Source organism: Actinokineospora sp. UV203, assembly GCF_056323665.1.
In genome coordinates, this window is sequence record NZ_CM150484.1 from 834506 (window position 1) to 861180 (window position 26675).

28 protein-coding genes are annotated in these 26675 nt (G+C 69.8%); 16 read left to right on the forward strand and 12 right to left on the reverse strand.

From position 1 onward, the window contains the following. Nucleotides 1-2: 2 nt before the first annotated feature. A complete protein-coding gene (aceB, locus tag ACUZ2Y_RS03815) occupies nucleotides 3-1592 on the reverse strand; it encodes a malate synthase A (protein WP_476331572.1) in 1590 nt (529 codons plus the stop codon). Between the two features lie 188 nt (nucleotides 1593-1780). On the opposite strand from aceB, the gene ACUZ2Y_RS03820 reads away from it, so the two are divergent. The 5 genes from ACUZ2Y_RS03820 (at nucleotide 1781) to ACUZ2Y_RS03840 (ending at nucleotide 5254) form a co-directional block, all read left to right on the forward strand. Further along, nucleotides 1781-2467: an IclR family transcriptional regulator gene (locus tag ACUZ2Y_RS03820; RefSeq protein WP_476331575.1), complete on the forward strand. Its 687-nt coding sequence runs from the start codon at nucleotides 1781-1783 to the stop codon at nucleotides 2465-2467. A gap of 108 nt (nucleotides 2468-2575) precedes the next feature. Then, nucleotides 2576-2863, forward strand: a complete 288-nt coding sequence (locus tag ACUZ2Y_RS03825) for a hypothetical protein (protein ID WP_476326929.1) — start codon at nucleotides 2576-2578, stop codon at nucleotides 2861-2863. Then, nucleotides 2860-4563: a C2 family cysteine protease gene (locus tag ACUZ2Y_RS03830; RefSeq protein ID WP_476326931.1), complete on the forward strand. Its 1704-nt coding sequence runs from the start codon at nucleotides 2860-2862 to the stop codon at nucleotides 4561-4563. The genes ACUZ2Y_RS03825 and ACUZ2Y_RS03830 overlap by 4 nt, the downstream gene beginning before the upstream one ends. Beyond that, nucleotides 4563-4832, forward strand: coding sequence for a hypothetical protein (locus ACUZ2Y_RS03835; RefSeq protein WP_476326933.1), 270 nt, complete (start codon nucleotides 4563-4565; stop codon nucleotides 4830-4832). Before ACUZ2Y_RS03830 ends, ACUZ2Y_RS03835 begins: the two co-directional genes overlap by 1 nt. Beyond that, complete coding sequence (locus ACUZ2Y_RS03840) at nucleotides 4808-5254, forward strand: hypothetical protein (RefSeq protein WP_476326935.1); 447 nt, start codon at nucleotides 4808-4810, stop codon at nucleotides 5252-5254. Before ACUZ2Y_RS03835 ends, ACUZ2Y_RS03840 begins: the two co-directional genes overlap by 25 nt. A 377-nt stretch (nucleotides 5255-5631) precedes the next feature. Here ACUZ2Y_RS03840 and ACUZ2Y_RS03845 read toward each other — a convergent pair whose 3' ends face one another. Together ACUZ2Y_RS03845 and ACUZ2Y_RS03850 are read right to left on the reverse strand one after the other, a co-directional pair. Then, on the reverse strand, nucleotides 5632-6684 hold the full coding sequence (locus tag ACUZ2Y_RS03845) for an NAD-dependent epimerase/dehydratase family protein (RefSeq protein WP_476326937.1): 1053 nt from the start codon (nucleotides 6682-6684) through the stop codon (nucleotides 5632-5634). Nucleotides 6685-6755: 71 nt separating this feature from the next. Continuing rightward, on the reverse strand, nucleotides 6756-8093 hold the full coding sequence (locus tag ACUZ2Y_RS03850) for a hypothetical protein (protein WP_476331578.1): 1338 nt from the start codon (nucleotides 8091-8093) through the stop codon (nucleotides 6756-6758). A 130-nt stretch (nucleotides 8094-8223) separates the two neighbouring features. Between ACUZ2Y_RS03850 and ACUZ2Y_RS03855 the strand changes: the two genes are divergently transcribed. From ACUZ2Y_RS03855 to ACUZ2Y_RS03875, 5 genes are read left to right on the forward strand one after another with little or no spacing between them, the layout of a single operon-like run. Then, nucleotides 8224-8871 (forward strand): glycosyltransferase family 2 protein, encoded by a 648-nt coding sequence (locus ACUZ2Y_RS03855; RefSeq protein WP_476326939.1) that lies wholly within the window; start codon nucleotides 8224-8226, stop codon nucleotides 8869-8871. Beyond that, nucleotides 8868-9530, forward strand: coding sequence for a TIGR04282 family arsenosugar biosynthesis glycosyltransferase (locus tag ACUZ2Y_RS03860; protein WP_476326941.1), 663 nt, complete (start codon nucleotides 8868-8870; stop codon nucleotides 9528-9530). Before ACUZ2Y_RS03855 ends, ACUZ2Y_RS03860 begins: the two co-directional genes overlap by 4 nt. Next, nucleotides 9527-10144 (forward strand): class I SAM-dependent methyltransferase, encoded by a 618-nt coding sequence (locus tag ACUZ2Y_RS03865; RefSeq protein ID WP_476326943.1) that lies wholly within the window; start codon nucleotides 9527-9529, stop codon nucleotides 10142-10144. The genes ACUZ2Y_RS03860 and ACUZ2Y_RS03865 overlap by 4 nt, the downstream gene beginning before the upstream one ends. 32 nt (nucleotides 10145-10176) lie before the next feature. Continuing rightward, the gene (locus ACUZ2Y_RS03870) at nucleotides 10177-11208 is read left to right on the forward strand and encodes a molybdopterin-dependent oxidoreductase (protein ID WP_476326945.1); all 1032 of its coding nucleotides are present in this window, start codon (nucleotides 10177-10179) and stop codon (nucleotides 11206-11208) included. Next, nucleotides 11205-11624 carry a hypothetical protein gene (locus ACUZ2Y_RS03875; RefSeq protein ID WP_476326947.1) on the forward strand — a complete coding sequence of 140 codons (420 nt, stop codon included), beginning with the start codon at nucleotides 11205-11207 and terminating at the stop codon, nucleotides 11622-11624. Before ACUZ2Y_RS03870 ends, ACUZ2Y_RS03875 begins: the two co-directional genes overlap by 4 nt. A gap of 129 nt (nucleotides 11625-11753) precedes the next feature. Here ACUZ2Y_RS03875 and ACUZ2Y_RS03880 read toward each other — a convergent pair whose 3' ends face one another. The 3 genes from ACUZ2Y_RS03880 to ACUZ2Y_RS03890 all read right to left on the reverse strand — a co-directional run bounded on the left by ACUZ2Y_RS03880 (nucleotide 11754) and on the right by ACUZ2Y_RS03890 (nucleotide 15024). Continuing rightward, nucleotides 11754-12692 (reverse strand): hypothetical protein, encoded by a 939-nt coding sequence (locus ACUZ2Y_RS03880; protein ID WP_476326949.1) that lies wholly within the window; start codon nucleotides 12690-12692, stop codon nucleotides 11754-11756. Between the two features lie 797 nt (nucleotides 12693-13489). Next, nucleotides 13490-14665, reverse strand: a complete 1176-nt coding sequence (locus tag ACUZ2Y_RS03885) for a peptide deformylase (protein WP_476326951.1) — start codon at nucleotides 14663-14665, stop codon at nucleotides 13490-13492. 32 nt (nucleotides 14666-14697) lie between these two features. Next, nucleotides 14698-15024 carry a helix-turn-helix domain-containing protein gene (locus ACUZ2Y_RS03890; protein ID WP_476326953.1) on the reverse strand — a complete coding sequence of 109 codons (327 nt, stop codon included), beginning with the start codon at nucleotides 15022-15024 and terminating at the stop codon, nucleotides 14698-14700. Between the two features lie 124 nt (nucleotides 15025-15148). Between ACUZ2Y_RS03890 and ACUZ2Y_RS03895 the strand changes: the two genes are divergently transcribed. The 4 genes from ACUZ2Y_RS03895 (at nucleotide 15149) to ACUZ2Y_RS03910 (ending at nucleotide 18875) form a co-directional block, all read left to right on the forward strand. Beyond that, on the forward strand, nucleotides 15149-16855 hold the full coding sequence (locus tag ACUZ2Y_RS03895) for a hypothetical protein (RefSeq protein WP_476326955.1): 1707 nt from the start codon (nucleotides 15149-15151) through the stop codon (nucleotides 16853-16855). Between the two features lie 11 nt (nucleotides 16856-16866). After that, complete coding sequence (locus ACUZ2Y_RS03900) at nucleotides 16867-17343, forward strand: NUDIX hydrolase (RefSeq protein ID WP_476326957.1); 477 nt, start codon at nucleotides 16867-16869, stop codon at nucleotides 17341-17343. Nucleotides 17344-17532: 189 nt separating this feature from the next. Beyond that, a complete protein-coding gene (locus tag ACUZ2Y_RS03905; RefSeq protein ID WP_476326959.1) occupies nucleotides 17533-18210 on the forward strand; it encodes a hypothetical protein in 678 nt (225 codons plus the stop codon). 50 nt (nucleotides 18211-18260) lie between these two features. Continuing rightward, a complete protein-coding gene (locus ACUZ2Y_RS03910) occupies nucleotides 18261-18875 on the forward strand; it encodes a dihydrofolate reductase family protein (protein ID WP_476326961.1) in 615 nt (204 codons plus the stop codon). Here ACUZ2Y_RS03910 and ACUZ2Y_RS03915 read toward each other — a convergent pair. Further along, nucleotides 18862-19200, reverse strand: a complete 339-nt coding sequence (locus ACUZ2Y_RS03915) for a zinc ribbon domain-containing protein YjdM (RefSeq protein ID WP_476326963.1) — start codon at nucleotides 19198-19200, stop codon at nucleotides 18862-18864. The genes ACUZ2Y_RS03910 and ACUZ2Y_RS03915 overlap by 14 nt on opposite strands. A 76-nt stretch (nucleotides 19201-19276) precedes the next feature. On the opposite strand from ACUZ2Y_RS03915, the gene ACUZ2Y_RS03920 reads away from it, so the two are divergent. Continuing rightward, nucleotides 19277-20452 (forward strand): tyrosine-type recombinase/integrase, encoded by a 1176-nt coding sequence (locus ACUZ2Y_RS03920; protein ID WP_476326965.1) that lies wholly within the window; start codon nucleotides 19277-19279, stop codon nucleotides 20450-20452. Here the strand turns inward: ACUZ2Y_RS03920 and ACUZ2Y_RS03925 are convergent. Next, nucleotides 20436-21038 carry a LysE/ArgO family amino acid transporter gene (locus ACUZ2Y_RS03925; RefSeq protein WP_476326967.1) on the reverse strand — a complete coding sequence of 201 codons (603 nt, stop codon included), beginning with the start codon at nucleotides 21036-21038 and terminating at the stop codon, nucleotides 20436-20438. The two genes, ACUZ2Y_RS03920 and ACUZ2Y_RS03925, sit on opposite strands and share 17 nt — an antisense overlap. 68 nt (nucleotides 21039-21106) lie before the next feature. Here ACUZ2Y_RS03925 and ACUZ2Y_RS03930 point away from each other — a divergent pair, with 68 nt between their 5' ends. Beyond that, a complete protein-coding gene (locus ACUZ2Y_RS03930) occupies nucleotides 21107-22045 on the forward strand; it encodes a LysR family transcriptional regulator ArgP (RefSeq protein WP_476326969.1) in 939 nt (312 codons plus the stop codon). A gap of 12 nt (nucleotides 22046-22057) precedes the next feature. Here ACUZ2Y_RS03930 and ACUZ2Y_RS03935 read toward each other — a convergent pair whose 3' ends face one another. The 4 genes from ACUZ2Y_RS03935 to ACUZ2Y_RS03950 form a co-directional block, all read right to left on the reverse strand. Then, nucleotides 22058-23206 carry an MFS transporter gene (locus tag ACUZ2Y_RS03935; RefSeq protein WP_476326971.1) on the reverse strand — a complete coding sequence of 383 codons (1149 nt, stop codon included), beginning with the start codon at nucleotides 23204-23206 and terminating at the stop codon, nucleotides 22058-22060. Nucleotides 23207-23248: 42 nt separating this feature from the next. Continuing rightward, complete coding sequence (locus ACUZ2Y_RS03940) at nucleotides 23249-24205, reverse strand: RluA family pseudouridine synthase (protein ID WP_476326973.1); 957 nt, start codon at nucleotides 24203-24205, stop codon at nucleotides 23249-23251. Between the two features lie 99 nt (nucleotides 24206-24304). Further along, complete coding sequence (locus tag ACUZ2Y_RS03945) at nucleotides 24305-26212, reverse strand: M64 family metallopeptidase (protein ID WP_476326975.1); 1908 nt, start codon at nucleotides 26210-26212, stop codon at nucleotides 24305-24307. Further along, entirely contained in the window at nucleotides 26209-26643 is a 435-nt protein-coding gene (locus tag ACUZ2Y_RS03950) for a hypothetical protein (protein WP_476326977.1), read from the reverse strand. Before ACUZ2Y_RS03950 ends, ACUZ2Y_RS03945 begins: the two co-directional genes overlap by 4 nt. Between the last annotated feature and the right edge of the window lie 32 nt (nucleotides 26644-26675).

Below are 26675 nucleotides of genomic sequence, written 5' to 3' on the forward strand. Positions count from 1 at the left end.
GGTCAGTCGATCAGGTCGTAGGCGGGCAGGGTCAGGAAGTCGACGAAGTCGTCGGACAGGGCGACCCGCTCGAACAGGGCCCGCGCGTCGCCGAACCGGCCCGCGTCGAACTGGTCAACGCCAAGGGATTCGCGGATGCCCGCCAGTTCCTCGTCCTCGATCCGCCGCACCAGCTCCGCGGTCACCAGCTCACCGGAGTCGGCGAGTTTGACGTCGTTGCGCAGCCACTGCCAGATCTGCGAGCGCGCGATCTCCGCGGTCGCCGCGTCCTCCATGAGGTTGAAGATCGCCACCGCGCCACTGCCCCGCAGCCACGCCTCCAAGTAGCGCAGGGCCACAGCCACGTTGCCGCGCAAGCCCTCCGCGGTCGGCTCGCCCGGTGTGCTCGCGACGTCCAGCAGTTGCTCGGCGGTCACCGACACATCGTCACGGGTGCGGTCGAGCTGGTTGGGCCGCTCGCCCAGTACGCCGTCGAACACCTCGCGGCACACCGGCACCAGATCCGGGTGCGCCACCCAGGAGCCGTCGAACCCGTCGCGGGCCTCGCGTTCCTTGTCCGCGCGGACCTTCGCCAGGGCCACCTCGGTCAGCTCCGGGTCGCGGCGCGACGGGATGAACGCCGACATCCCGCCCATCGCGAACGCCCCGCGCCGGTGACACGTGCGGACCAGCAGATCGGTGTAGGCGCGCATGAACGGCGATGCCATGCCGACACCGTTGCGGTCGGGCAGCACGAAGTCCGGGCCGACGTCCCGGAAGTACTTGATCACGCTGAACAGGTAGTCCCAGCGGCCGGCATTGAGCCCGGAGGCGTGCTCGCGCAGCTCGTAGAGGATCTCGTCCATCTCGAACGCCGCCGGGATCGTCTCGATCAGCACGGTGGCGCGGACGCTGCCGCGCGGGATGCCGAGTGTGTCCTGGGCGTGGTTGAACACCTCGTTCCACAGCCGGGCCTCGAGGTGGCTCTCCATCTTCGGCAGGTAGAAGTAGGGGCCGCTGCCGCGCTCGATCAGCTCGCGCGCGTTGTGGAAGAAGTACAGGCCGAAGTCGACCAGGGCGGCCACCGCGGGGCGGCCGTCGACCACGACGTGCCGTTCGGGCAGGTGCCAGCCGCGCGGGCGCATCACGATCGTCGCGAGCCGGGTGTCCTCCCGCAGCCGGTACCGCGTGCCGTCCGGTGCGGTGTACGTCAGCTTCCCGCGCACCGCGTCGGCCAGGGTGACCTGGGCGGAGACCACGTTGGCCCAGTGCGGGGTGCTGGCGTCCTCCAGGTCGGCGAGCCAGACCCGGGCCCCGGAGTTCAGCGCGTTGATCGCCATCTTCGCCTCGGCCGGGCCGGTGATCTCCACCCGCCGATCAGTCAGGTCAGCAGGCGCAGGCGTGACGGTCCAGTCGCTCGCACGGATGTCCCGTGTGGCGTCGAGAAAGTCGAGCCTGCCGGTGCGGGCGACCTCGGTCCGGCGCTCGGCGCGCGCGGCCACCAGCGCGTCGCGGGTGCCGCCGAAGCGGCGCTGCAGATCGGCGACGAACTCAAGGGCCGCCGGGGTCAGGATGTCGTCGCCGCGCTCCACGGGGGCGCCGTTGATCCGGATGTCAGTCACGTCAGTCCTTCGGGTCGGCGTTTCGTATCTCGAACAATAACTTTCGCCATACGAAATCGCCAGAAGTTTTCGCATCATGGAAAGATGGTTCCGTGGCATCCCAGGAGACCGAGAAGTCCAAGGCATCCCCAGCAGGCGGCGTGCAGTCGCTCGAACGTGCCTTCGACCTGCTCGAACACATGGCGGACGCGGGCCGCGAAGTGCCGCTCAGCGAGCTGGCCAAGCTGTCGGGCCTGCCGATGCCGACGATCTACCGGCTCGTGCGGACCATGGTCAACCGCGGATACGTTCGCCAGGAACAGTCCCGGCAATACGCGCTGGGCCCCCGGCTGATCCGCCTCGGCGAGACCGCCAGCAGGCTCGTCGGCACCTGGGCGCGGCCGCACCTGGCGCGGCTGGTCGACGAGATCGGCGAGACGGCCAACATGGCCATGCTCGACGGCGACGAGATCGTCTACGTCGCCCAAATCCCGTCGAAGCACTCGATGCGGATGTTCACCGAGGTCGGCAGGCGCGTGCTGCCGCACTCCACCGCCGTGGGCAAAGTCCTGCTCGCCCAACTGCCCGAGCGCCAGGTCACCGACCTGCTGCGCCGCACCGGGATGCCCGCGCACACCGAGCACACGATCACCACGCCCGCCGCGTTCGTCGAGCAGCTCGCCGTGATCCGCGAGCAGGGCTACGCCGTCGACGACGGCGAACAGGAACTCGGCGTGCGCTGCATCGCCGTCGCCGTGCCCGACGCGCCGACGATGACCGCGATCTCCATCTCGGGCCCGGCCGCCCGGGTCAGCGAGGCCCGCTACAGCGAAGTGGTCCCCGCCCTGCAGGGAATCGCCGCGGAGCTGTCCGCCGCACTGGGGTAGCCGCGGCTGCCTATGATCACCCCGCGCGCGACCGGAACGAAACGGCCCGGACGTGCGTCGGAAAGCCGAAACAGGTCTTCAACCCGGGGGTAGCGCGTGGTCGCCCAGATGGACATCGATGGGGTGCGCCGGATCGCCGGCGACGCGCGCAAGGCGTTGGCCGCCGTGCCGCCCGCCACGACCGGGGAGACCCAGGTCAAAGCCGGGTCCGCGCTGATCCGCCACGAAGGCGCCACGCCGACCATGAACACGATGGCGGAGCGGCTGCAGGAAGCTCTGGCCGAGCTGTCCGCGCTCACCGACGACGTGATCGACGCCCTCGGCCGGTCGGCGGACCTGCTGGAGAAGACCGAGCAGTCCAACACCCACAGCCTCACCGCCAGGACCGGCTCATGACCACCCCCGGCCCCTGGACGTGGGACCTCGTCCTGATCTCCGACCCCGCGGGCGGCGAACAGGTCGCGAACGGGTTCGGCGCCATCGCCGCGAGCGCCGACGGCATCACCAACGTCATCGAGCAACTCGAACGCGTCCCCTGGGAAGGCCCCGCCGCCGAGGCCTACCGCGCCTACCTCAGCGACCTGCGCGGCACCGTCCTCAAGACCATGGCCATCGCCGAGGACAGCCACCACGCCACCTCGGGCGCCGCGGGAACCCTTGAGGCGCTGCGGAACCCGGCCACCGAGACCGCCGAGGAGCTCAACCGGTTCCAGGCCGCCGTCGACCAGATGAACGGGCCCAACAACGACGACCTGGACTTCGTCGAGGTCACCCAGGTCGCCGTGATGCGCGGTCAGGCCATGGGCGCGCTGGGCCGGGTGCGCGGCCAGCGCGACGAGGCGCTGAAGCTGCTCACCGAACTCCTCAAAGCCCAGGAGGAAACCCTCCTCGGCGTGCGCCCGCCGCGCGGACCGGACGCCTCCCAGATCGCCGACCCCGTTCAGCGCGCCGCCGTGGAGGCCCTCTCCGGTGAGGTCAACGAGACGCTGGACAAGACCGGCGACAGCGAACGCGCCCGCGACTACGCCGACAAGTTCAACAACGCCGACAACGACTTCGCCCGCCGGTTGTTGCTGCTGCAGGCCGCCGACGACCTCACCGCCGCCGAACTCGACTACCTGCTCGACCACCTCGACACCGACGACCTGCACAACGCGATGGCCGTCGACTGGATGCCCTTCGGCGGCGGCCCCGAGGACACCGCCGCGCAGCGCGAGTTCTACAACAAGCTCGCGAGCAAGGTCGACCTCGACACCCTCAACGGGCTCGCCGACCAGCTCCCCGAGGACTACTGGCACCCGGACCCCTACGGCGACATCCCGCAGCTCGGCGACGACCTGCGCCCCGACGGCACCAACCTGAGCTGGCAGCCGCTGCCCGACGCGGGCAAACCGGTCACCGCCGACACGATCGACCCCAACGACGTGCAGCAGCGCGGCCTCGGCGACTGCCACCTGCAGGCCACCCTGTACTCGCTGGCCAGCACACCCGAGGGCAGGCAGCAGCTCGCCGACAACATCCAGCTCAACTCCAACGGCACCTACACGGTGACGCTGTACCGCAACGACGGCACACCGGTGCCGGTCGTGGTCACCCCCGATACCCCGGTCCAGCGCAACGGCGCGGGCTGGCAGTCGACATATGACGGCAACCAGGCCAACTGGGTGCAGCTCTACGAGAAGGCCCTCGCCCAGACCAACGCCGAGCTCTCGCAGCAGCCGTCCATCGAGAGCGGCCACGGGCAGAACGAGAACCGCGGCTACCCCGGCCTCAACGGCGGGTTCCCCGAGGAAGACATGGCCCGGGTGACCGGCGAGCGCCCCGAGAAGGTCGACAGCCCCAACGTCACCGACGACCAGCTCCGCCAGCTGGAACGCGACGGCAAGCCGGTCACCGTCACGATCCTCGGGGAGGAGCCGTACAAGGACCCCAATGGCACCAATCTGGTCAACAACCACGTGTACTCGCTGGAGCGGGTCGACTGGAGCACCACCCCGCCGACCGCGCACCTGCGCAACCCGTGGGGCAGTGAGCACATCGCGATGCCGCTCAACGACCTGCGCGAGCACACGACCTACATGACGGTGGGGAAGTGATGGACGACTACACCAAGCGGGTGGGCGCACCCCAGGGCCTGCTGATCCCACTGGGCGGCGTCGCCACCGACCCCGACGGCGTCAACTACGCGGTCGCCGCCATCGACGGCGACCGGGTCGAACTGCGCTGCTGGCACGGGGACGAGCCCGCCACCGTCGTGCACGCGGTCAAAGGTGTCCCGGTGCGGGTAGGGGAGCGCGACGTGCTGATCTCCGCGGTGCTCACGGAGGAGGGGAAGCGGCCATGGGTCGTCCTCGGACCCGCCTGACCGGCGCCCTGCTCACCCTGCTCACCCTGCTCACCGTCACCGCGTGCGCCACCACCCAACCCGGCGAGCCCATCCCGACCCGGACCACGACCCAACCCACGACGTCGACTGGGCCGAAGACCCACGGGTACCGGCTGCCCCAAGGGGAACAGACCGTGCTGCACACCGGGAAAACCGGCACCGTGACCATGAAGGTCGGCGACACCCTGGTCGTGCAACGCACCCGCGAGGTAGGCCAGCACCCCGACACCGTCGTGCTGACCCTCGCCGAGTCCCGCGACGACGGCAAACTCGTCTTCCAAGCCACCGGCCCCGGCCGAACCACCCTCTACACCGAAGACCCCCGCCGCGCGGCGTGCAAATCCGACCCGTGCCCGCCAGGGGCGAGCGCACCGCCAAGCGTCACCATCGAGGTCACGTAGCCGTCAGCGCTTGGGCAGGACGTGCACGGCGACCATGCCGCACTTGAACGGATGCGCGCCGACGAGCTTGAGCGCCTGGTAGCCGCCGCGGGGAACACCGGCAGACCGGCGCCGATCGCGGTCGGGTTGACGATCAGGTGCAGGTCGTCGATCAGACCGCCGGCGATCAGGTTCGACACCAGCGTGTCGACGCTCCGCCCGTTCGTATCGAGGGTCATGCCAGGGCAGCGAACCAACTCCCACCCGAGATGGACCGCCTTCTCGAAGAGATCTACGACAGATACGGTCGCGGCTAGTGCTGTGTCCACGAACGAAAGGCCCCATGTCGGGCCTTCCTCGCGGAGGTAGCGGATCACCGCACGGGCTCAACCGATAACTCACCCCACGGGTAGGCGCAGCGGTGCCGTGGCGAACTCGCGGACCCCGAGGCTGAAGGGCACCTTCGCGGTGAACCCGAGCAACGCGCGCGCCGCGCTCGGGTCGGCCACGATGTGCCGGACGTCGGCCGGGCGGGCGCCACCGATGACCCGCGGCGGGGGACCGGCGCACGCCTTCGACAGCTCGGTCGCCATATCCCCGACCGTGTGCGGGGTGCCCGAGCAGATGTTGACCGGCACCAGCGTCCCCGGGGCGACCGCGGTCTCCACGGCCAGCGCGTTCGCCATGGCGACATCGGTGACGTGGACGAAGTCACGCCGTTGCAAGCCGTCCTCCAGGACCGTGGGCGCCTCCCCACGCTCCAAACAGGACCGGAACAGCGACGCGACCCCCGCATACGGGGTGTCGCGCGGCATCCGGGGCCCGTAGATGTTGTGGTACCGCAACGCCCACGCCTGCCCGCCGGTCTGCCGCGCCCACGCCGACGCCAGGTACTCCTGCGCCGCCTTCGTCGCGGCATACGTGCTGCGCGGATCGAACGGCGCGTCCTCCGGGACCAGCCGCCACACCAACGGCGACGAGCACCGCGGGCACCCCGGTTCGAACCGGCCCGCGTCGATGTCGACCCGGTGTCGTGCGGCGGGCCGCACGACACCGTGCTCGGCGCACTCGTAGCGGCCCTCCCCGTAGACGACCATCGACGAGGCCAGCACCAGCCCGCGCACCCCGCCCCGGTGCATCGCCGCCAGGAGGACCGCGGTGCCGAAGTCGTTGTGCGAGGCGTACTCCGGCGCGTCGGACGGGTCGACACCGTGGCCGACGACCGCCGCCTGATGGCACACGACGTCCACACCGCGCAACACCCGCGACAGCAGGTCCGCGTCGCGGACATCGCCTCGGACCAACTCCCGGGTCCACTCCGGGACCTGACCGGACCCGTGGGCCTGGGGGAGCAGATTGTCGAGCAGGACGACATCGTGGCCGCGCTCGACCAGCAGGTCGGCGACATGGGATCCGACGAAACCGGCGCCGCCGGTGATCAACACTCGCATACGGTCGACGCTACGACCACACCCCGCGCCCCGCCCCCGGTCGGGGCGCCGCGTAAGACAACCGTCAGAACTCACCAATTCGTGAGCAGCACATGGTTCACCACCAGCGCGGTCGCCGCCTGAGCGGCCAGCCACCACCGGTGCGACCGCGCGGGCAGCACCGCCGCCGCGGCCACCACCCACACCGCGAACGGCAACCAGATCCGCTCCACCTCCGACTTCGACAACCCAGACAGCGTCGCCAGCACCACCGCGCCCACCGCCGCCCACACCACCATCGGCACCGCTCGCCCACGCCGCAGCCCCGCCACCGCCGCCGGGCCGACCGCGAGCACCAGACACGCCAGGTTCGCCCACACCCAGTACGCGTACGGCCGGTCGTTCGCGATCCCCTGGTAGTACCGCTCGACCACCAGGTCATACCCGTCGAACCACCAGAACCCCGCCGCGGCGAACACCCCCACCACTGTGAGCGTGCCGACCGCCGCCAACCCCAGACCCCGCCAGTCCCGGCCGCCGACCACGACCGCCAACGCGACCACCCCGATCAGCACCAGCCCATAGGACAGGAACAGCCCGAACCCGAGCAGCACCCCACCGGCCACCGCCGCCGCCGGCCTGCGCGCGCCGAGAGCCAGCAGCGCCACCCCGGACGCGGTCACCCCCGCGAACAGGGCGTCCGCCGACACCCCCAGCCACACCGCACCCGGGAACAGCGCCACGAACGGCACCGCCGAGCGCGCCACATCGGGTTTGCCCACCGCCGTCAGCGTCACCGGCACCGCCACCGCGACAAGCGCGCCCACGAGCACGCACACCACCGCCGCCCACGCCCCGCCGCCGAGCCCGACCCGGTCCAGGCCGACGAACACCAGCGTCGCGCCCGGCGGGTGCCCGGCGACGTGGGTGATCCACGAGTCCGGCTGGAAGTCGAGGATGCGGTCGGCGAAGGTCCGCAGCATGACCGACACATCGGTGATCCCGGGGACCGCGGCGAGGTACTCGTCCTGTGAGGTCAGCTGTGTGGCGAAGCCGCGGTCCCACCCGTCGACCATGGCCAGGGCGAACGTCCAAGCGACCGCGAACCCATAACCGATGGCCAACGCGGCACGCATGCTCAGCCGGGCGACCAGCGCCGGACCCCACACCACCGCGCCGACCGCCAGCACCACGGCGGCCGGGGTGCCGGGCCCGACGTGGGGGAGCCACTCGCCCAGCACCGGCCACTCGCCGAACGTCGAGGGCGCACCCGGGAAATGCCGGTCACCGGAAAGCCGGATGCCGAACACCCATCCCACGCCCGCCGCCACGGCGACCAACACCAGCGCCCCCGCCGCGGCGAGCAGATCGGGGCGGTTCGCGGACAAGCGGGAGCGCGGTGGCGCGGGGGCGGGCACCGGCCCGACCATAGCCGGCCCACGGGGAACCCGCTCGACGCCGGACTGGTTCGTCAGCACTTCGTAAGATCTGCGGTGACGTCATGATTTAGTAAGCACCGCAACGGTTCCCGACCGTCCACGGCGGACCTACCGTCAGCTCATGGACCCAGTCGATGTTGTGTTTCCATGCCTGGACGAAGCCGCCGCCCTGCCCGGCGTGCTCGCCGCCCTGCCCCCCGGATACCGGGCGATCGTGGTGGACAACGGATCGGTTGACGGCTCACCCGAGGTGGCCGCCCGATGCGGCGCGACCGTCGTGCACGAACCGCGCAAAGGCTACGGGGCGGCCGTGCACACCGGCCTGGAACACGCGAGGACCGACGTCGTGTGCTTCCTCGACGCCGACGGGTCCCTCGACCCCGGTGAACTGCCCGCCCTGGTCGCCGCACTCGACCGAACCCGGCTCGCCGTCGGCAGACGCGTCCCCACCGGCCCAGGGGCCTGGCCATGGCACGCCCGCGCGGGCAACGCCGTGCTCGCCGCCATGCTGCGCCGACGCGGACTCCCGGTCTCCGACATCGCCCCCGCCCGCGCCGTGCGGCGCACCGACCTGCTGGACCTGGGCGTGCGCGACCGCGCCTTCGGCTACCCGCTGGAACTGCTGCTGCTCGCCGCCCAGGCGAACTGGACCGTCACCGAACTCGACGTCGCCTACCGGCCGCGCACCGCGGGCACGAAGTCGAAGGTGTCCGGGTCCGTGCGCGGCACCGCCCGGGCGATCCGCGACATGGCGGGGGTGCTGCGATGACCTGCCTTCTTGTCCTGGCCAAAGCACCCGTCCCCGGGCAGGCGAAGACCCGGCTGTGTCCCGCGGCCACCCCGCACCAGGCCGCCGACCTCGCCGCGGCCGCCCTGCTCGACACCCTCGACGCCGTCCTCGCCACCCCTGCCACAATCCCCGTCGTCGCCCTCGCCGGCTCCCTGCTCGAAGCGCGCCGAGCGTGGGAACTTGCCGAAGTGCTGCGCCGGTGCACGGTGATCCCACAACGCGGCGCCGACTTCCCCGCCCGGCTCGCCGCCGCACACGCCGACACCGCCGCCCGCTTTCCCGGCCGCCGCGTGGTCCAGGTCGGCATGGACACCCCGCAGATCACGCGCAGGCTCCTCTCCGAAGCGGCCACCCACCTCGACACCGCCGACGCCGCCCTCGGCCTGGCCACCGACGGCGGCTGGTGGGCGCTGGGCCTGCGCGACCCCGCCCACGCCGAGGTCCTGCGGGTCATCCCCACCTCCAGGGCCGACACCGGCGCCCGAACCCTGGACGCCCTGCGGGACAACGGCCTGACCGTGCGCGAGCTGCCCGTACTGTCCGATGTGGACACCATGGCCGACGCCACCAGGGTCGCCGCGGACATCCCCGGCACCCGCTTCGCCGCCGCACTCGCCCGCGTCGGGGCGATCGTATGAACGACATCTTCGGCCCAAGCCTGCGCGACACCGTGTGCTGGCTGGAACTGGCCACCGGCGAACGCATCGAACTGTCCACCGACCGCTGGCGCGCTGCCGCCTGCCCGGCCGACGAGATCATCCTCGACCGGTGCGCGGGCCCCACCCTCGACGTCGGATGCGGCCCCGGCAGGCTCACCGCCGCACTCACCCGCCGCGGCGTACCCGCTCTCGGCGTGGACGTCTCACCCATCGCGGTCGCCATGACCCGAGCCCGCGGCGCCACGGCCCTGCGCCGCGACGTCTACGGCCCCCTGCCCGGGGAAGGCCGCTGGCGACACGTGCTGCTCGCCGACGGCAACATCGGCATCGGCGGCGACCCCGTGCGGCTACTGCGCAGACTGCGGCAGCTGCTGACCCCAGGCGGGACCGCGCTGATCGAAGCCCACCGCCCCGGGATCGGCTTGCGGCCGTCCCGGGCCCGGCTGGCCAGGCGCACCCGCACCGGCCCCTGGTTCGACTGGGCGATCCTCGGCGCCGACGCCGTCCCCGCCGCCGCACGCGTCGCCGGCTTCGACGTCAACTGGCTCGCCCACCGCGGGGACCGCTGGTTCACCGAACTGGTCCGGTTGTGATCCGGTTCAGGTCCTCGGCGCACGACGAGCGGGTGAGCTCACGGATCGGCGTGTGGCTCGCGGTGGCGTTCGGGGTCTGCTTCCTCACCGGGCTGATCAGCCACGGCATCCAGCACTCCTGGTTCTGGTGGCCGAGTCGACCGGTCCACCTGTACCGCCTCACCCAAGGGCTGCACGTCACCTCCGGTGTCGCGGCCATCCCGCTGCTGCTCGCGAAGCTGTGGAGCGTCTACCCGAAGCTGTTCGAACGCCCACTCGTGCGCTCGGTGCCGCACGCCCTGGAGCGCGGGTCGATCCTCGTCCTTTCCGGGGCAGTGTTCTTCGAGACGGTCACCGGGGTGTTCAACGTCGCGCAGAACTACCTGTGGGGGTTCTACTTCCCGACCGCGCACTACGCCGTCGCGTGGGTGGCGATCGGGTCGATCCTGGTGCACGTCGCGGTGAAGCTGCCCGTGCTCCGCCGCGGGCTGGCGCGCCCAGTCGACGGTTCCAGGCGAACGTTCCTGCGCACGACCTGGTTGGCGTCGGGGGCGGCGGTCCTCGCGACCGCGGGCGGCACGGTCGCGTTCCTGCGCCCCGTGTCCCCGCTGTCGACCCGTTCGGACCGCGGCCCCCAGGGTGTCCCGGTGAACCGGACCGCGCGCGCCGCCGGGATCGTCGTGCCCGACGACTGGCGGCTGGAAGTCCGCGCGCCGTCAGGCATCCGCAGGTTCACCCGCGCCGAATTGGCCGCGTTGCCACAGACCACCGCGCACCTGCCGATCGCCTGCGTCGAAGGCTGGAGCGCCACCGCCGAGTGGACCGGCGTCCCCATCGCAGACCTGCTGCGACTCGTCGGGGTCGCACCGGGAGCCGCGGTGCGGGTGGAGTCGCTGGAGCCGATCGGGCTGTACCGGGCGAGCACCCTGCCCGGCCCGCACACCGCCGACCCGCAGACGCTGCTCGCGCTGCGGATCAACGGTGACGACCTCGCACCCGACCACGGTTACCCCTGCCGGATCATCGCGCCCAACCGCCCGGGCGTGCTGCAGACCAAATGGGTGTCCCGACTGGAGGTCCGATGAGGACACTGCTCGCCGTCGCCGGGCTCGCCGCCCTGGCCTGGGGCGGCTACCTGCTCGCCGAGTTCGCCCTCGCCTCCACCCGCGACGCCTGGCAAGCGGCGCTGTGGTTCGTCGGCGGCCCCATCGCCCACGACGTGGTGGTGGCCCCGGTCGTCGGCGCTATCGGCCTGGTGATCGCCACCCGCCTGCCCACGTACTGGCGGGCCCCGGTCGCCACCGGCGCGGTGGTGACCGGAGTGCTGATCTTGCTGGCGGCGCCGCTGGTGTGGCGCCCATTCGGTGTCCCGGAGAACCCTGGCCTGCACGACCGCGACTACTGGCTCGGCTTGGCGATCGCTCTGGGCGTGATCTGGGCCTGCGCGGTCACGGCCGCGGTGGTCGCGGGCCACCGACAACGCCGACGAACATTCAGCTGACCGCGCGGCCCGCACGCCCTATCCCGGATCCACCACAACGTCGGCTGACGGCGGCCCATCCCGGACGGGCTCACTTCGCGATGGTGATCCAGTCAACGTCCCACTCGTCAGTTGCGTCAGGTTTCGAGTTCACAAGGTTTGCGCAGGATCACGCGGGTGATCTCCCGCCTTCCCCGACTCCTGGTCGACCTCGGCGGCCGAGGCGACCGTGGCGGCTTCACGCAGTGCGGTGGCGTCGGCTTCGGCGAGTGTCGCGCGCTGTAGGGCGGCGCCCAGTTTCTGGTGCAGGTCGGCGACCGTGGCCTGGTGTTCGCGGGTGAGGGTGGACAACCGGGTCTCCGCGCGGGTGGCGTGCCGGTCCAGTTCCGTGCGGTGGCGTTCCTCCGCCCGGGCAAGTTCGGCGCGGACAGCGGCGGTGTCGGCACGCGCGGCTTCGGTGGCGGATTCGGCGCGGGCCAGGGCCAAGGTGGCGGCGGCCCGGTCGTCGACCAGCCGTTGTTCCAGGCCTGTCAGTTCCGCCCGGACGCCCGCCAGTTCCTGACCGGCTGTCGCCGCGGCCAGTTGGGCGGTGTGTTCGCGCTGTGCGGCGTCGCGGGCTCGGTGTTCGGCTTGTTCGGCTCGTTCGTGTTCGGCGTCGCGGCGGGATTCGGCGCGGGCTTGTTTGAGTTCGGCGGCGCGCGCCTTGGCCGCGTCTTCGTCGCGGGCGTGCTCGGCGGCCAGCCGGGCGGCGGTGTGTTCCTCGGCGAGCGCCCGGGCTTCCGCCGCTGCCTGTTCGGACTCCGCTGCCTGCCGTTCGGCCTGCTCACGCAGCCCCCGGTCCTCGGCGGCCGTCTTCTCGGAGGACTCCACAGCCGCCAGAGCGGCACGCACCTCCGTGTCCAGCCGCGTCACGACCTGCTCCAACACCCCTTTGAGCGCGTCGGCAGGCGCGAGGACCCGCTCCACGTGCTCCCGAACGTCCGTGGCGAACCCGCCCAGCGCCAGTGTCCCCGGATCCACCCCGAGGGCGGCCCTCAGCGAGCTCTCCGCCGCGGCGAGCTGCTTGCAGCCGGCGTTGCCCGGCCACACCCGCTCCGGGCAGAACTCATACGGCCGGCCGCCGCGCGGTCCTGGCGGGGGGAGCGGGTTGCGACACCGACTGAACCCACACAACGCGTTTCCATCCGACCCTGGCTGCATTCCACCAACTCTAGTTGATCAGATATATAACCACCAACTGAGGTTACAGATAACTAACCTAAACCTGCCTTGCCTACGAAACAGACCTTTCGTTGGTAACCCGTCGCGAGGCTCGTAGAGGTGGCACGACGGCCGGAATGTCGGTCTGAAACGGGCCCGAAACTGGGGCCGAATCCGGGAAACTGTCACCGTGACGAAATTGCGGGTCCACAACCTCGCGCTCTCGCTCGACGGCTACGCGGCCGGGGCCCGCCAGAGCACAAGGATCCCCTGGGCGTCTATGGCGAGGAGTTGCACGAGTGGATGTTTGCCGAGGACCGCGACCCCTGCGGTGGACACGGTCGTCGGCCGGGGGCACCGACGGGATCGGCGCGACCATTATGGGCCGCAACATGTTCAGCCCGCCCCGCGGAGCGCGGGACGAGGACTCCTGGACCGGCTGGTAGGGGCCGAACCCGCCGTTCCACCACCCGGTGTCCGTGCTCACCCATCACCCGCGGCCCTCCATCCCCATGGACGGCGGCACTACGTTCCACTTCGTCGATCAGAGCATCGACACACCGCACTGGCCCTGGCGTGCGACGCCGCGGGCGGTCAGGACGCGCGGCTCGCCGGGGGAGCGTCGACGGTGCGGCAATACCTGCGCGCGGGCCTGGTCGACGAGATGCACCTGGCGGTCGGGTTGGTCAGTACTTCCAGGTTGACCCGGTGCCGCGATACTGCTCGACGGGAATCGGGTCGATGTCCTCGCGCATCCGGTCCACGTATAGATGCCCATGGAGATGGTCGACCTCGTGGGCGACCAGACGCGCGAGGCCACGCTGGAAGCGGGCAATTCGGGTAGTGCCCTCGATGCTGGTGTGTTCGACATCGATGACGTGCGGACGGGGTACTTGGCCACGGACGTCGAAGAATGACAGACAGCCCTCGTATTGCTCGTCAATGTCGCCACTGGACTCGATGATGGTGGGGTTGAACAGGGTGATCGATTCGCCGTCCGGGGTTCGGATGATCGCGGCGGCTCGATCGATCCCAATCTGCGGTGCGGCGATACCCATACCTTTGCCGAACGTGTGCGCTTGGGCGACCCGTTCGGCCGCGGAGTTCAGGGCGGTGACGACCCGCCGGGCGTCTTCGGCCTCGGCAGGCAGTTCGAACCGACAAGCCACCCTGCGCAGCGCAGGGTCGTTGTCTTGCACGATGCCAAGAGCTGCCATGACCTCGCTGGGCTTCGCGTGCGGCTGCCCCGGTGTGCCGCCACGGCCCCGGAAGTCCCATTCGAGTCGGTAGCGGGCGTGCAGTGGAGGATCCGTGCAGGACCAGGAAAACACGTGTCGTTCGCCGGTGGGCTCGTTACCCTCGGTGCGGTTGATGGCGGTGGCGAACGGCATGGCCTGTGCGGTCATCGACGTGTGCAGTCCCCACACCACGGGGGCGAGTTCGGCGGGGAAGTCCAGACACACTGACAGGGTGCGTGTCGGCAACCGCACGGCCCGTTGGAACCAGTTGCCCCAATGCTGTTCGCTGACGGTGTATTCGTACTCGATCCAGCACGCCTCGCCCGGGTAGAGCGGGAAGTGCCCCTGTTCGCCGGAGAACAGTAGCCACACCTCCTTGAACGCGGCCCGGTCGTGGTGGGCGGTCCAGTCCATAGGGCTGGCGCGGTCCGACCCATGCCAGGCGTGCAGGTCGATCTCGTCCCAGGTCAGTGGGTTCTCGCTGTAGAGCTGGTTGGAGCGTTCTGGGTCGCCGGGGTATCGGTCGACGGAGATGCGGATCAAATAACGACTGATGGGCTCGGTCCCGCCGTTGACCAGGCGACGTCTCTGGGCGAGCCGGTACACGCCGTCGTCGTAGCGCAAGGTCGCATCGTCGTGGTCGACCACCAAGCTGCCTACGCCGGCCTGCTCGGTGGCGTCGGCGGTCGGCGGGTGTGCCGGGTGCGGTTGGACCGGTTGGTCTCGTAGTCGCGGAACGCGGTGAGCAGCGCACCACCGGCGCGCAACGCTTTTTCGGCGTGCGCGGCGAATGCCTCCGAAGGCCGTTCCGACCCTGATTCCACTTTGGACACGTAGGAGCGGTCGTAGCCCATGGCTTTGGCCAGGGTGGTGCGCGAGTGCCCCCGCACGTCGCGCCAGCGGCGCAGTTCGACGGCGAACACGTTGACCTCGCCTGGTGCGTCGTCCATTGCTTGGGTGCCGGTGCCGGCCGCATGGGGCACGTCGACCTCCTTCGTTGCCGTGAGTGTGCGTGAACGCACCGTGAGCCACCTCTCAGCCTAGAGGCACGCCCGCCTCACGCGGTGTTCTCGATCTCCCACCACCACCACGGAGATGGAGATACCGGTGTACAAATTGATGTTCCCCGCAGGCCCTGACGTCAACGCCTACCTACGTGACCAGCGGATGATCTCGAAGGAGGAGACCGCGCAAGACATGGTCACCCGCATCGTCGCTGCCCTGGAGACGGCGGATGCTCGCTTCGATCCAGACGGGGCCGCGGCCTTCGGCGAGCGCCTGGGATGGGCGCTTGACACCCAGCGGATTGTGTTCTCCACCCCGATCATGACCAACGCTGGCCGCCACCACGACCGACCGTTGTCCGCGTGCGCGGTGCCGCCGGTCGACCTACGCGGCGACCTCAGCCAGGTCAAGACCATCGTCGACGACTATCACCGGGCCGGGATGGGCACCGGGTTCGCGCTTGACGACGTCGATGACCCGGTGGCGGTGCTGCGCTACCTCAACGATGTCGCTGTGGCCGGGGCGGATTCCGGGACCGAGGACCGCCCGGTCGGCAACATGGCCATCCTGTCCTTGTCCCACCCCAGAGCAGCCGAATTCATCGGCTGCAAGATCGGCGCTGACGGCCGCGGCGAGCGCTGGAAGTTCAACATCAGCCTGCACGTCACCGACGCCGAGATGCGCGCCGCGATCGGCGGGGCCGAGCGGGAGCGGGGCCTGCTGTTCGCCGCAGCCCAGGCAGCGCACGGCTGCGCCGACCCGGGGCTGTTGTTCGCCGATCGGATGAACGAAGCCAACCCGACACCGGAGGTCGGCGCGTACGTCTCGACCGCGCCGTGTGCCGAGGTCGGCCTGGTCGCCGGGGAGACGTGCCAGTTCGGCTACCTCAATCTCGGCCGCTTCCACACTGGCACCGGCACCGGCACCGTCCCCGTGGACGTGGACGCGCTGGCCGACACGACCCGCACTCTGGTGCGCGCCCTGGACGACGCGATCGAGGCCAGCGCCGCGCATTACCCGACCAAGCTGTCCTCCTTGATCATGGGCACCAAACGCAAGATCGGCATCGGCGTGTGCGGGCTGGCCGACCTGCTCCTCGCGGCCGGGCTCCCGTATGACAGCGCCGAGGGCCGCCGCCTCGCCCAGGAAGTGCTCGCCCTGATCAACCACACGTCCAAGATCGCCTCAATGGACCTTGCCCAGGCCCGCGGCGGCTGCCCGGCCGTGATCGGCGGCCGCTCCCGCTACGCCGACCCGGCATTCCTTCGCCGCTTCGCCGAAGTCGACACCACCACCGTCACACGAGCCGACTGGGAGGCGCTGTCAGAAGAAATCGCTGGCACCGGGCTGCTGCGCAACTCGTCCACCATCGCGATCCCGCCCACCGGCCGCTCAGCGCCCGTGGTGGGCGCGTCCACCGGAATCGAGCCGCTCTTCCGACTCTCGCACGACCGAATCGGCCACTACCGGGCCGGCGTGGTCGCCGCGTTGCACCGAGTTGGGCGCACCGACGTCCTCGGGTTCGTGTCCACCAATGGCAAACTGCCCGCCGACCCGACTCTGCCCGCCGACCTGCGAGCGGTGCTGGCGACCGCGACTCAGATCAGCCCCAGCGGGCACCTGGCCATGGCCGCCGCGGTGCAGGCCTGCGTCGACGAGGCGGTGTCCAAGACCGTCAACCTGCCGGGTTCCGCCCGGTCAATCGACGTGTACGACACCTACATCACCGCATGGGAGCTGGGCTGCAAGGGCATTACCGTCTACGTCGACGGATCCCGCGACATCCAGCCCCAATCTCTCGCCAGCTAAGGAGAACCGACGTGTCCGGCTCGGAGTACGTGTTCGACACCAAGCACGACCGCTATCCGCTCGCCGTACATGCCTTCCTTGTTCAGCAAGGGAAAATCCTGCTCATGCGCAGGGCGGGTAGCGGCTATGCCGACGGTCGACTCGGACTCCCCGCCGGACACGTCGACCTCGGCGAAACCCTCACCGCGTGTGCGGTCCGCGAGGTCGCCGAGGAACTCGGCATCACCCTCGACCCCGCCGACCTGCACGCAGGGGGAACGATGTTTCGCCGATCCCTCGAGCCGCGCATCGACATCTTCTTCACCGCCACCACCTGGTCCGGCACACCGGAGATCCTCGAACCGCACAAGTGCACGGAATTGGTCTGGGCCGACCCGGATGATCTGCCCGCCGATACCTTGGACTTCGTCGCCCAAGCCTGGGTCGACGCCCAGGATGGGGCGATCCTGCGCGAGTATGGGTTCGCCACAGCTCGCACGGTGGGCTGATGCGCGAGCCGCTACTGGCAACCCTGGCTTCACTGCGCGGCACCCGGCTTGCCGGAACAGCCGACGTGGTCCAGGCCGCTGTGGCGAGCCGCATTCAGGACCTGATGTTAGAGCTTGTGACATGCAATTGACAGTGCATCACAGGTCTGATTAGTCTTCTGTTGTGACAATTGGCTCACAGGAGGACACATGTCAGATCGAGACGCGGCCGCAGCGAAGCTGGCACGGGCCGTAAGTGACGCGTTGCTCGTATTCGCAAAGGATCTTGAAGCGGCTACCGACGTTCCCGACATCGCTGTCAGTGTGGATGTCGCAGTTGGACGTGGGCAGCGTCAGCAGCAGATCTTGGATCTGCCGGGTCTCGCTACCGAGGCCGGTATGAAGACTTCCGAAGTAGCGACAGGCATCAATTACGAGGTTCCCAACACCCATTCAACTCTGCAGGTGCTTGAACGAGGCGGCCTTGTCGAGATGATCGCGGGGGCATCACCTCAGCGTTGGCGTCTGGCACCTCGATATCGCACGACCGGGGCGGTCTTCATGCGAGTGGCGTCTCGTGTGCGGGAAGGGGAGTGGACGACATACGGAGACATTTCCATTGCTGTGCGGGACGACACCAAGGCTGCTCGTGGAGTCGGCAGAGCGGCTGCCGCTCTGCCGCACTTCCCCCATCCTGAACGCGTTCTGATGGACGGCGGTTTGATCAACCCGAACTGGCACGATAGCCAGGACCGTGGTCCTGACTACTGTCAGAAGTTGCTCGAAGCGCAGGGCATTCGGTTCATCGACGAGCGAGCTGACCCTGCTCAACGTGTCAGTTGGGATGAGCTCCGTCGACGTGATGAAACGGAGCCTCTTCCAGAATGAGACCTGTGACTCGACGTGAACTGACAACGACAACCGATGGAGAGACACCGATGGCGAGACTGAGGGTCCACAACTACGCGATATCACTCGACGGCTATGCGGCCGGACCCGCCCAGAGCGCAGGCGACCCGCTCGGCGTCCGCGGCGAAGAGCTGCACGAGTGGGTCTTCGCCGAGGGACGCGACCCGGCCGTGGACTCGATGATCGACCGTGGTGAGGACGGCATCGGCGCCACCATCATGGGGCGCAACATGTTCGGCCCGTTCCGCGGACCGTGGGACGACGAAACCTGGACCGGCTGGTGGGGGCCGAACCCGCCCTACCACCACCCGGTGTTCGTGCTCACCCACCACCTGCGCCCGTCCATCACGATGGAGGGCGGGACCACGTTCCACTTCGTCGACGACGGCATCGAGTCCGCACTGGCCAAGGCGGTCGACGCCGCGAACGGTCAAGACGTGCGGCTGGGCGGGGGAGCGTCGACGGTGCGGCAATACCTGCGGGCGGGTCTGGTCGACGAGATGCACCTGGCGGTCGTGCCGCTGCTGCTGGGCGCGGGGGAGCGGCTCTTCGACGACGGCATCACCGACTTCGACTGCGTCGAGTCCATCACCGTCGACTCGGTCGCCCACATCCGACTGGTGAAGACGGTCAGACCTTCTTGACCACGCTCGACTTGAGCTGCATCGGCCCGAACCCGTCGACCTTGCAGTCGATGTCGTGATCACCCACGCCGTCGACCAGCCGGATGTCGCGCACCTTCGTCCCGACCTTGATCGCCGTCGGGTACCCCTTGACCTTGAGGTCCTTCACCACGGTCACGGTGTCCCCGTCAGCCAACGGGTTGCCGACCGCGTCCTTGATCACCTTGGCCTCCTCGGGGACGGCGGGCGTCCACTCGTGGGCGCACTCCGGGCACACCAGCAGCGGGTCCATCTCGTAGGTGTACTCGCTGCCACAGGCCGGGCACGGCGGCAAGGTCTCACTCATGCGAGAAGGCTAATGCCCCGGTCAGCGGCACCCGCACACGTATGCTGATCAACTCCGGAGCCAAAGGGGAGCGGACGTGACCGAGTTGCTCGCCGCCGCTGTCGATGACGGCGTGTGGCCCGGCGTCGACGATCCGGCCCGCCTGCTCGCCCTGCTCAGCGACTGGCTCCTCGGCTACGCCAACCGCGCCACCCGCCACAAGTACGCCGAATCGCTGGGCCTGCCCGTCAGTGCCGGCGACCTCGATCCGTGGCGCGAACGTCCCGAGATCGCCCCCGTGGTGCACGCCTACGCCCAAACCCTGGGCATCCCCACGCAGGCGCAGGCGACGACCGCGAACCGCCCACCCCCGGCCCGCCGCGGCAGGCTGCGCCACCTGCACTGGCTGCGCTGGTGCGGCGCCCGCGGCCTCGACCCGCTGGCCGCCAACACCACCCACGTCAAGGAATGGCTCGACGACCTCACCGTCGACGGCGCCGCCAAAGCCACCCGCGACCGCATGCTCGGCACCCTCAAAGCCTTCTACGGCCACCTCGCCGACGAAGGCGTCATCACCGCCAACCCCGCCGCTCTGTCCCGGCGCCGCCTCGCCGTGGCCACCGACCACGACACCACCCGCACCGTCACCCTCACCGCCCACCAAGTCCACACCCTGCTCGCCGCCGCCGCGGCCCCACGCCCCGGCCGCGACCGGCTCGGCACCCTGCGCGCCACCGCCGTCGTCGCCCTGTTCACCCTGGGCATCCGCGTCTCCGAGCTGTGCGACCTGACCCGCGCCGACCTGCACTCCACCCGCGGCCGCGCCGCCCTGCGCGTGCCCGGCAAAGGCGACAAGCCCCGCATCGTCTACCTCTCCGGCCTCGCCCAGGACGCCATCAACGCCTACCTGCACCACCGCGCCACCGACACCGCCCCCGCGACCCGCGGTCAGGTCAAGGCGGGCACCGAACCGCTGATCAGCACCCGCGACGGCAAACCCATGGCCCGAACCGACGTGTGGGCGCTGCTGCGCCGCATCGCCGCCTCCGCCGGACCCGACCTCGCCGATGTCGCCACGCGCATCCACCCCCACGCCCTACGGCACTTCTACGTCACCGCCGCCGTCGAAGCGGGCGCCGAACTGGTCACCGTGCAGGCCGACGTCGGCCACGCCAGCGTCGACACCACCAACCGCACCTACAACGCCGCCGCCCGCACCCCCGAGCGCAGCGCCGTCGACCTCGTCGCCGACGCCATCACCGGAGCTGGCTGAGCAGCAGCACCCCGAAGGCGAGCATCGTCGCGGCCACCAGCCCGTCGAGCACCTTCCACGAGGCAGGCTTGGCGAAGAACCCCGTGAGCAGCCGCGCACCGAACCCCAGCGCGGAGAACCAACACAGGCTCGCCAACACCGCCCCGACCGCGAACCCCCAACGCAGCGACCCGTGCGCGGCGGCCAGCGACCCCAGCAGCAGCACGTCGACGTAGACGTGCGGGTTGAGCCACGTCAACGCCACCGCCGTCAACACCGCGGGCCGAGCTGACCCGCCCGCGGCGACCAGCACCGACGGCCGCAGAGCGCGCCGGGCGGCCATCGCCGCGTAGGTGAGCAGGAACGCGGCGCCGACCAGCGTCAACACCGTCGTCGCCGCGGGCCACGCGCCCGCGATGACACCGACCCCGGCGACCCCCAACGTGATCAGGACCGCGTCGGACCCCGCGCAGATCGCGACGATCACCGGGACCGCGTGCCGCTGGATGCCCTGGCGCAGCACGAACGCGTTCTGCGCGCCGATGGCGACGATGAGCGAGAGTCCCGTGCCGAATCCAGCGGCCACGGCGAACAGAAACGGTCCCATACCCCGAGGCTAGGAAGCCCCACGTCAACAGTCCAGTTCAAGATTTTGACGTATCATTAGCGCTCGTGATGCCCGACCTGCCGCTCGACCTCGTCCGCACCCTGCTCGCCGTCGTCGACGAAGGCACCTTCGACGCCGCCGCGGCCGCCCTGCACGTCACCCCGTCCGCGGTCAGCCAACGAGTCAAAGCCCTCGAACAGCGCACCGGCCGGGTCCTGCTCATGCGCACCAAACCGGCCCGCGCCACCGAGTCCGGCGAAGTCGTCGTCCGCTTCGCCCGCCAGCTGCTCCAACTCGAACAAGACACCCTCACCGAACTCGGCCTGCCCACCGCGGGCGAAGCCGCCCGCCTCGCCATCGCCGTCAACGCCGACTCGCTGTCCACCTGGTTCATCCCCGCCCTGACCCGGGTCCCCGACATCCGCTTCGAACTGCACCGCGAAGACGAAGGCCACACCACCGCGCTGCTCCGCGAAGGCCTCGTCATGGCCGCGGTCACCTCCACCCCCGACCCGGTGCAGGGCTGCCTGGTCCGCGCCCTCGGCAACATGCGCTACCTGCCCTGCGCGAACCCCGCCTTCGCCGCCCACTGGCTCGACGGCCCGCCCGACCTGATCGCCGACGCGCCCGTCCTCGTCTTCGACCGCCGCGACCAGCTCCAAGACCACTTCGTCCACACCGTCGCCCCCGGCCAGGAAGCAGGCCCGCACCGGCACTACATCCCCTCCTCCGAAGGCTTCGTCGACGCCGTCGCCGCCGGACTCGGCTGGGGCATGGTCCCCGAAGTCCAAGCCCGCCCCCGCATCACCGCCGGCACCCTCCTCGACATCGGCCGCCCCATCGACGTCCCCCTCTACTGGCAGCAGTGGAAACTCGACTCCCCACCACTGGCCGCCGCCGCGCGAGCCATCGCCGAGGCCGCCGCCGTAGCCCTCAAACCCCGCACACCGAACACCCGATCGCAGGCAACCAGGGCGTCTTCGTCGAACGACACCGCCACGAACTGATCGCCGGCTGACCTACCGCGCCAGGCGCTCGGCGACCGGCGCCTGCCGCAGCCACCGGGGGAGCAGCAACGCCACCATGGCGACCAACGCGGCCACCCCGAACACCTCACCCACCGCCCACACCCCGTACACCGCCAGCGCCGACACCTCGATCCCGATGCCCGCCACCGACGTCACCGTCGCCCGCGCCGGACCCTCGATGCTGTCCTGCAACCGCGCCTCAGCCACCACCAACACCAGCTGGTACAGCCCATAGAACCCGGCCACCACCAGCAGACCGGCGGGGGAGCGCAACACCCCGGACACCACCAACACCGCCACCGCGACACCCAGCAGCACCCCGAGTGTCCGCGTCCGCAGCCGGCTCCCGAACCCACCCAGCGCGGCACCGGCCGCACCAGCCAACGGGATACCGACCATCGCCAGCGGCACCAGCCCCGCCGGCACACCCCACGCCAAGGCCATCAGCGGGAAGTACTCCTCGAACGCGTCCAACCCGCCCAGCAACGCCACCACGATCAGCGCGTGCCGCACCACCCGGTTGTCCGCCGCCTCCCGCAGACCCACCTTGAGCATCTCGACATAACCGAGCTCATCATCGTCAGCGCCCCGCGCGGGCTCCGGGAAACGCGACGCCACCCAGGCCGCCGCCAAACACACCCCGACACTGACCCACGCCGCGAGCCGATACCCACCAAGCGCGAACAGACCAGACGCCAACGCCGCCGTCGGCAGCTCGGTGAGCAGATTGACCGCCGTCACCCGCCCGTTGACCAGCGCGAACGTCGATTCCTCGCCTTGATCGGCCAGCCCGTCATAGAGCAACGCCTCGAACGCGCCCGACTCCAGTGCACCACCAAGTCCCCACAGCACGAACCCGACCGCGAACCCGGTGAACCCCGGCAACCCGATCCACAGCACATACCCGAGCGCCTGCAGCAGACTCGCGCCCACCAGGGACGACCGCCGCGAGAACCGGTCGGCCACCGCACCCAGCGGCACCTCAGCCAGGATCGACACCGACGACCAGATCAAGAACAGCAGCGAGATCTCCGCCCCGGACAGACCGGTGTCGGCGAAGAGAACGGCGTACAGCGGGTAGATCGGGACCAGGTAGGTCAGCGTCGCCCACCACAGCGACACCCGCACCAACCCGCGCACGGACTCCGGAGGCCTACGTCAAAGGAAAGGCATACGCCGAGACTAACCGACCCCGACCGGCGCGGCACCCGATTTGACCCACTCACCAGGCGATTCCCACGCCGCCAACCGCAACCGGCTCTCGAACCGCCGCGGCGACCCCGACACCGGGTCGGTGAACTCCAGAACCTTCGCCAGCAGCTGCAGGGGAGCGGTGAAGTCACCCAGCGGCTTCTCCGTCAGCACCGGGTAGAAGTCGTCACCCAGGATCGGCACACCCAACCCGGACATGTGCAGCCGCAGCTGATGCGTGCGCCCAGTCTCCGGCGCCAGCCGATAGCGCCCAACACCGTCGCGCGCCTCGATCAGCTCAACCCGGGTGCGCGCGTTGACCTCACCGGGGACCTCCTGCGCGGTGATCACCCCGCGCTCCTTCATGATCCGGCTCTCCACCGTCACGGGAAGCCCAAGATCGGGGTCGTGTCGGGCGACAGCCTCGTATTCCTTGCGCACCAACCGATCCCGAAACAACGTCTGATACGCACCACGCAACTCCGGGCGGACCACGAACATCAACAATCCGGCAGTCACCCGATCCAACCGGTGCGCGGGGCTCAGTGTCGGAATCCCCAACTCCTGCCGCAACCGCACCAGAGCCGTCTGCACGATGTGCTGCCCACGCGGAATCGTCGCCAGGAAATGCGGCTTGTCCACCACGAGGATGTCGTCGTCCCGATAGACGATGCCGATGTCGAACGGCACCGGAACCTCGACCGGAAGATCGCGGTGGAACCACACGAACGACCCCGGCACATAAGGAGCGTCCAGGGCCACCGGCCCGTCCAGGCCGACGATCCGCTCCTCACGCAACATCATGTCGATCCGCTCCGGCTCGACCCGCGGCAGCCGCTCGACGAGATGATCACGAATCGTCGCCCACTCGCCCTCCTCCGGCAGCCGAAGACGGGCAGCGTCAAGCCCGTGGCGCTGGGGGAGAGGGGAACGAAGTTTGCGTCTCATCGCAGGTCAGCCTACATAACGGCTGGATCTCCACCCTTGCGCTGGTCACAGCGGCACGGCCAGCCGACCAGATCGGTCGACTGGCCGTCCACCCCGCAGTCAGGTGATGCTGAGCCGGAACCACCGAGACCAACCGGTCCGGATGTCCCACCAAGCGCTGTACATCAGCCCGTCCGAGCCCACCGCGAACACATCGATGTGATTGCTGAACCGCTCGATCGCCGCGACATGGCCACCGGGCTGCCCGATCCCACCCGAGATGTTGAACCAGTTCGCCCACCCGGTCGCCGCGTCCCACCACGTGCTGTAGATGCGGTTATCCGTCCCGATCGTGAACAGATCCAAATGGTTCGCACCCCGAGGAATCGCCGTCACCGACGACCCCGGCGACGCCAACCCACCGGAAACCTGGAACCAGTTCGACCACCCCGAAGCCGCATCCCACCACGCCGACATGATCCGACCGTCAGAAGCGGTCGTGAACAGATCGAGGTGGTTCGGATTGCGGGCCACCACGTTCACCGTCGAGTTCGGCCGCGCGGTCAGCGTGCCCAGGCGGAACCACGAAGCCCACCCCGAAGCCGCATCCCACCACGTGCTGTAGATCCGGTTGTCCGTGCCGACGGTGAACAGGTCCAGGTGGTTCGGGTTTCGGGCGATCGCCGTCACCGACGCACCATCCGCGGCGACGCCACCGGAGACGTGGAACCAGTTCGACCACCCCGACGACACGTCCCACCACGCCGACATCGTCCGGCCGTCAGAAGCCGTGGTGAACAAGTCCAGGTGATCGCGGTTGCGGGCCACGACATTGACCGTCGACCCCGCCTTCGCCGTCAGCGAGCCGATGCGGAACCAGCCGGACCACCCCGTGGTCACGTCCCACCACGCGCTCCACACCCGGTTGTCCGTGCCGACCGTGAACAGGTCCAGGTGGTTCGGGTACCGCGCGATCGACGTGACCGGCGAGCCCGACCCGCCCGGCGACGCGATGCCACCGGACACGTGGAACCACCCCGCCCACCCGGACGACTGGTCCCACCAGTTGCTCATCGTCCGCCCGTTGCTCGCCACCGCGAACACATCGAGGTGACTCTGGTACCGCGCCAGGACACTGATCGGTGTCCGACCCCGCGACTGCAGGGTGCTCAACGGCTCCAGCCGGTTCCAGATCACCTGGCGGCACACCCGGCAGAACGGCGCCCCAAGCGCCCGCATCTTGCAGTTGTGCTCCGGCCGGAACGCGCCGCAGTGGTAGTAGTGGGCGCCCTCGAACGCGCCGACCGTGCCCGCGGGAACCGGGCTGGGCCGGTTGTCCACAGTGGTGCAGTCCGGGTTGCTCATCGTCGGGATCGCCGTGCTCGACGCGACCGCCCACCGCCACTTCAACGTGGCACGGTTGCTGTTCACCGTCACGTTCGGCTCCGACGGCTCACCCGCCGGGTGGCGGTCGTGCCCGGTCTCGTTGCCGCCCGCGTAGTAGGCGTACTCATCGGCCAGGCCGAACGCGGTGTGCCCAGCCTCGTGGATCGCGATCTCCGTCGCCCCATTGGCCAGCGAGTACGTCCCGATCGACCCACCCGCGCCGCCGTAGACCGTCGAGTTCACGACCACCAGCACCAAGCTGTGCTCCGGCACCTGCGCCGTCGCCACCTGCAACGCCGTCGACTGGTTGCACAGCAGCAGCCGGCGAATCCCGTTGCCGCCGAACGTCGCGTCGAAATACGTCCGCGCCGTCGCACCGGTCCCGCCGGCCGCGACCGGGTCGTCCGCACCGGAGTCCGTGGACGTCACGTTCACCCGGAACACGTTGATCGCCGGGCTCAGCTCGTCGAACGGCGGCGTCGCCTTCAACGCGTTGACGAAGTCTTGCGCCGCGGTGTTGAACGCGGTTTGCTGCCCGGCGGTGAACCCCTCGGCGAGCAGCACGATGTTGAACGCCCGATTGCGCGGCGCGGAGCCCGCGATCTGCGTTGTGCCCTGGACGGCGCCGTCCGATGTGGTCATCGCGCACCCCCGACCAGCGGGAACGTGCCCAGCTCCACCACATCGCCTGCGCCGGCCTCGGCCAGAGCCACGTCACCGGTCGGCGGGATCCGCACCACGGTCACGTGGTCGGCCCGCTCGGTCGTCGGCACGACCACGGTGAACGCGCCCTGCGCCCGCGGCACGTCGGTGCGCGTGATCGGCTCGTCCGGGTCCTCGGGGAACACCTCGACACTGGTGTCCATCCCGGACCGGATCGGGACGCGGCTGAGCATCTCCTCGTTCGCGTCCCGCACCTCGACGTGATTGCCCACCACGTCCTCGCGCGGCAGGTCGAAGCCGCTGACGGCGACGTCGACCGGCTGCTGCATCAGCAGCCGCACCTCGTCACCCTCGTACTCGAATAGCAGTCGGACCGCCGTCGGCTCACCCGACGGGCTCGGGTCGGTCATCGCATTGCCTCCATCCCAGCCTGGCGCGTCAC

Excerpts from the sequence above, each read along its gene's own strand:
- ACUZ2Y_RS03940 (WP_476326973.1), bottom strand. The coding sequence starts at position 24,205 with ATGAGACGCAAACTTCGTTCCCCTCTCCCCCAGCGCCACGGGCTTGAC.
- ACUZ2Y_RS03860 (WP_476326941.1), top strand. The coding sequence starts at position 8,868 with ATGACCTGCCTTCTTGTCCTGGCCAAAGCACCCGTCCCCGGGCAGGCG.
- ACUZ2Y_RS03925 (WP_476326967.1), bottom strand. The coding sequence starts at position 21,038 with ATGGGACCGTTTCTGTTCGCCGTGGCCGCTGGATTCGGCACGGGACTC.
- ACUZ2Y_RS03845 (WP_476326937.1), bottom strand. The coding sequence starts at position 6,684 with ATGCGAGTGTTGATCACCGGCGGCGCCGGTTTCGTCGGATCCCATGTC.
- ACUZ2Y_RS03825 (WP_476326929.1), top strand. The coding sequence starts at position 2,576 with ATGGACATCGATGGGGTGCGCCGGATCGCCGGCGACGCGCGCAAGGCG.
- ACUZ2Y_RS03865 (WP_476326943.1), top strand. The coding sequence starts at position 9,527 with ATGAACGACATCTTCGGCCCAAGCCTGCGCGACACCGTGTGCTGGCTG.
- ACUZ2Y_RS03915 (WP_476326963.1), bottom strand. The coding sequence starts at position 19,200 with ATGAGTGAGACCTTGCCGCCGTGCCCGGCCTGTGGCAGCGAGTACACC.
- ACUZ2Y_RS03905 (WP_476326959.1), top strand. The coding sequence starts at position 17,533 with ATGTCAGATCGAGACGCGGCCGCAGCGAAGCTGGCACGGGCCGTAAGT.
- ACUZ2Y_RS03930 (WP_476326969.1), top strand. The coding sequence starts at position 21,107 with ATGCCCGACCTGCCGCTCGACCTCGTCCGCACCCTGCTCGCCGTCGTC.
- ACUZ2Y_RS03835 (WP_476326933.1), top strand. The coding sequence starts at position 4,563 with ATGGACGACTACACCAAGCGGGTGGGCGCACCCCAGGGCCTGCTGATC.
- ACUZ2Y_RS03830 (WP_476326931.1), top strand. The coding sequence starts at position 2,860 with ATGACCACCCCCGGCCCCTGGACGTGGGACCTCGTCCTGATCTCCGAC.
- ACUZ2Y_RS03840 (WP_476326935.1), top strand. The coding sequence starts at position 4,808 with ATGGGTCGTCCTCGGACCCGCCTGACCGGCGCCCTGCTCACCCTGCTC.
- ACUZ2Y_RS03850 (WP_476331578.1), bottom strand. The coding sequence starts at position 8,093 with ATGGTCGGGCCGGTGCCCGCCCCCGCGCCACCGCGCTCCCGCTTGTCC.
- ACUZ2Y_RS03945 (WP_476326975.1), bottom strand. The coding sequence starts at position 26,212 with ATGACCACATCGGACGGCGCCGTCCAGGGCACAACGCAGATCGCGGGC.
- ACUZ2Y_RS03950 (WP_476326977.1), bottom strand. The coding sequence starts at position 26,643 with ATGACCGACCCGAGCCCGTCGGGTGAGCCGACGGCGGTCCGACTGCTA.
- ACUZ2Y_RS03875 (WP_476326947.1), top strand. The coding sequence starts at position 11,205 with ATGAGGACACTGCTCGCCGTCGCCGGGCTCGCCGCCCTGGCCTGGGGC.
- ACUZ2Y_RS03820 (WP_476331575.1), top strand. The coding sequence starts at position 1,781 with ATGGCGGACGCGGGCCGCGAAGTGCCGCTCAGCGAGCTGGCCAAGCTG.
- ACUZ2Y_RS03910 (WP_476326961.1), top strand. The coding sequence starts at position 18,261 with ATGGCGAGACTGAGGGTCCACAACTACGCGATATCACTCGACGGCTAT.
- ACUZ2Y_RS03855 (WP_476326939.1), top strand. The coding sequence starts at position 8,224 with ATGGACCCAGTCGATGTTGTGTTTCCATGCCTGGACGAAGCCGCCGCC.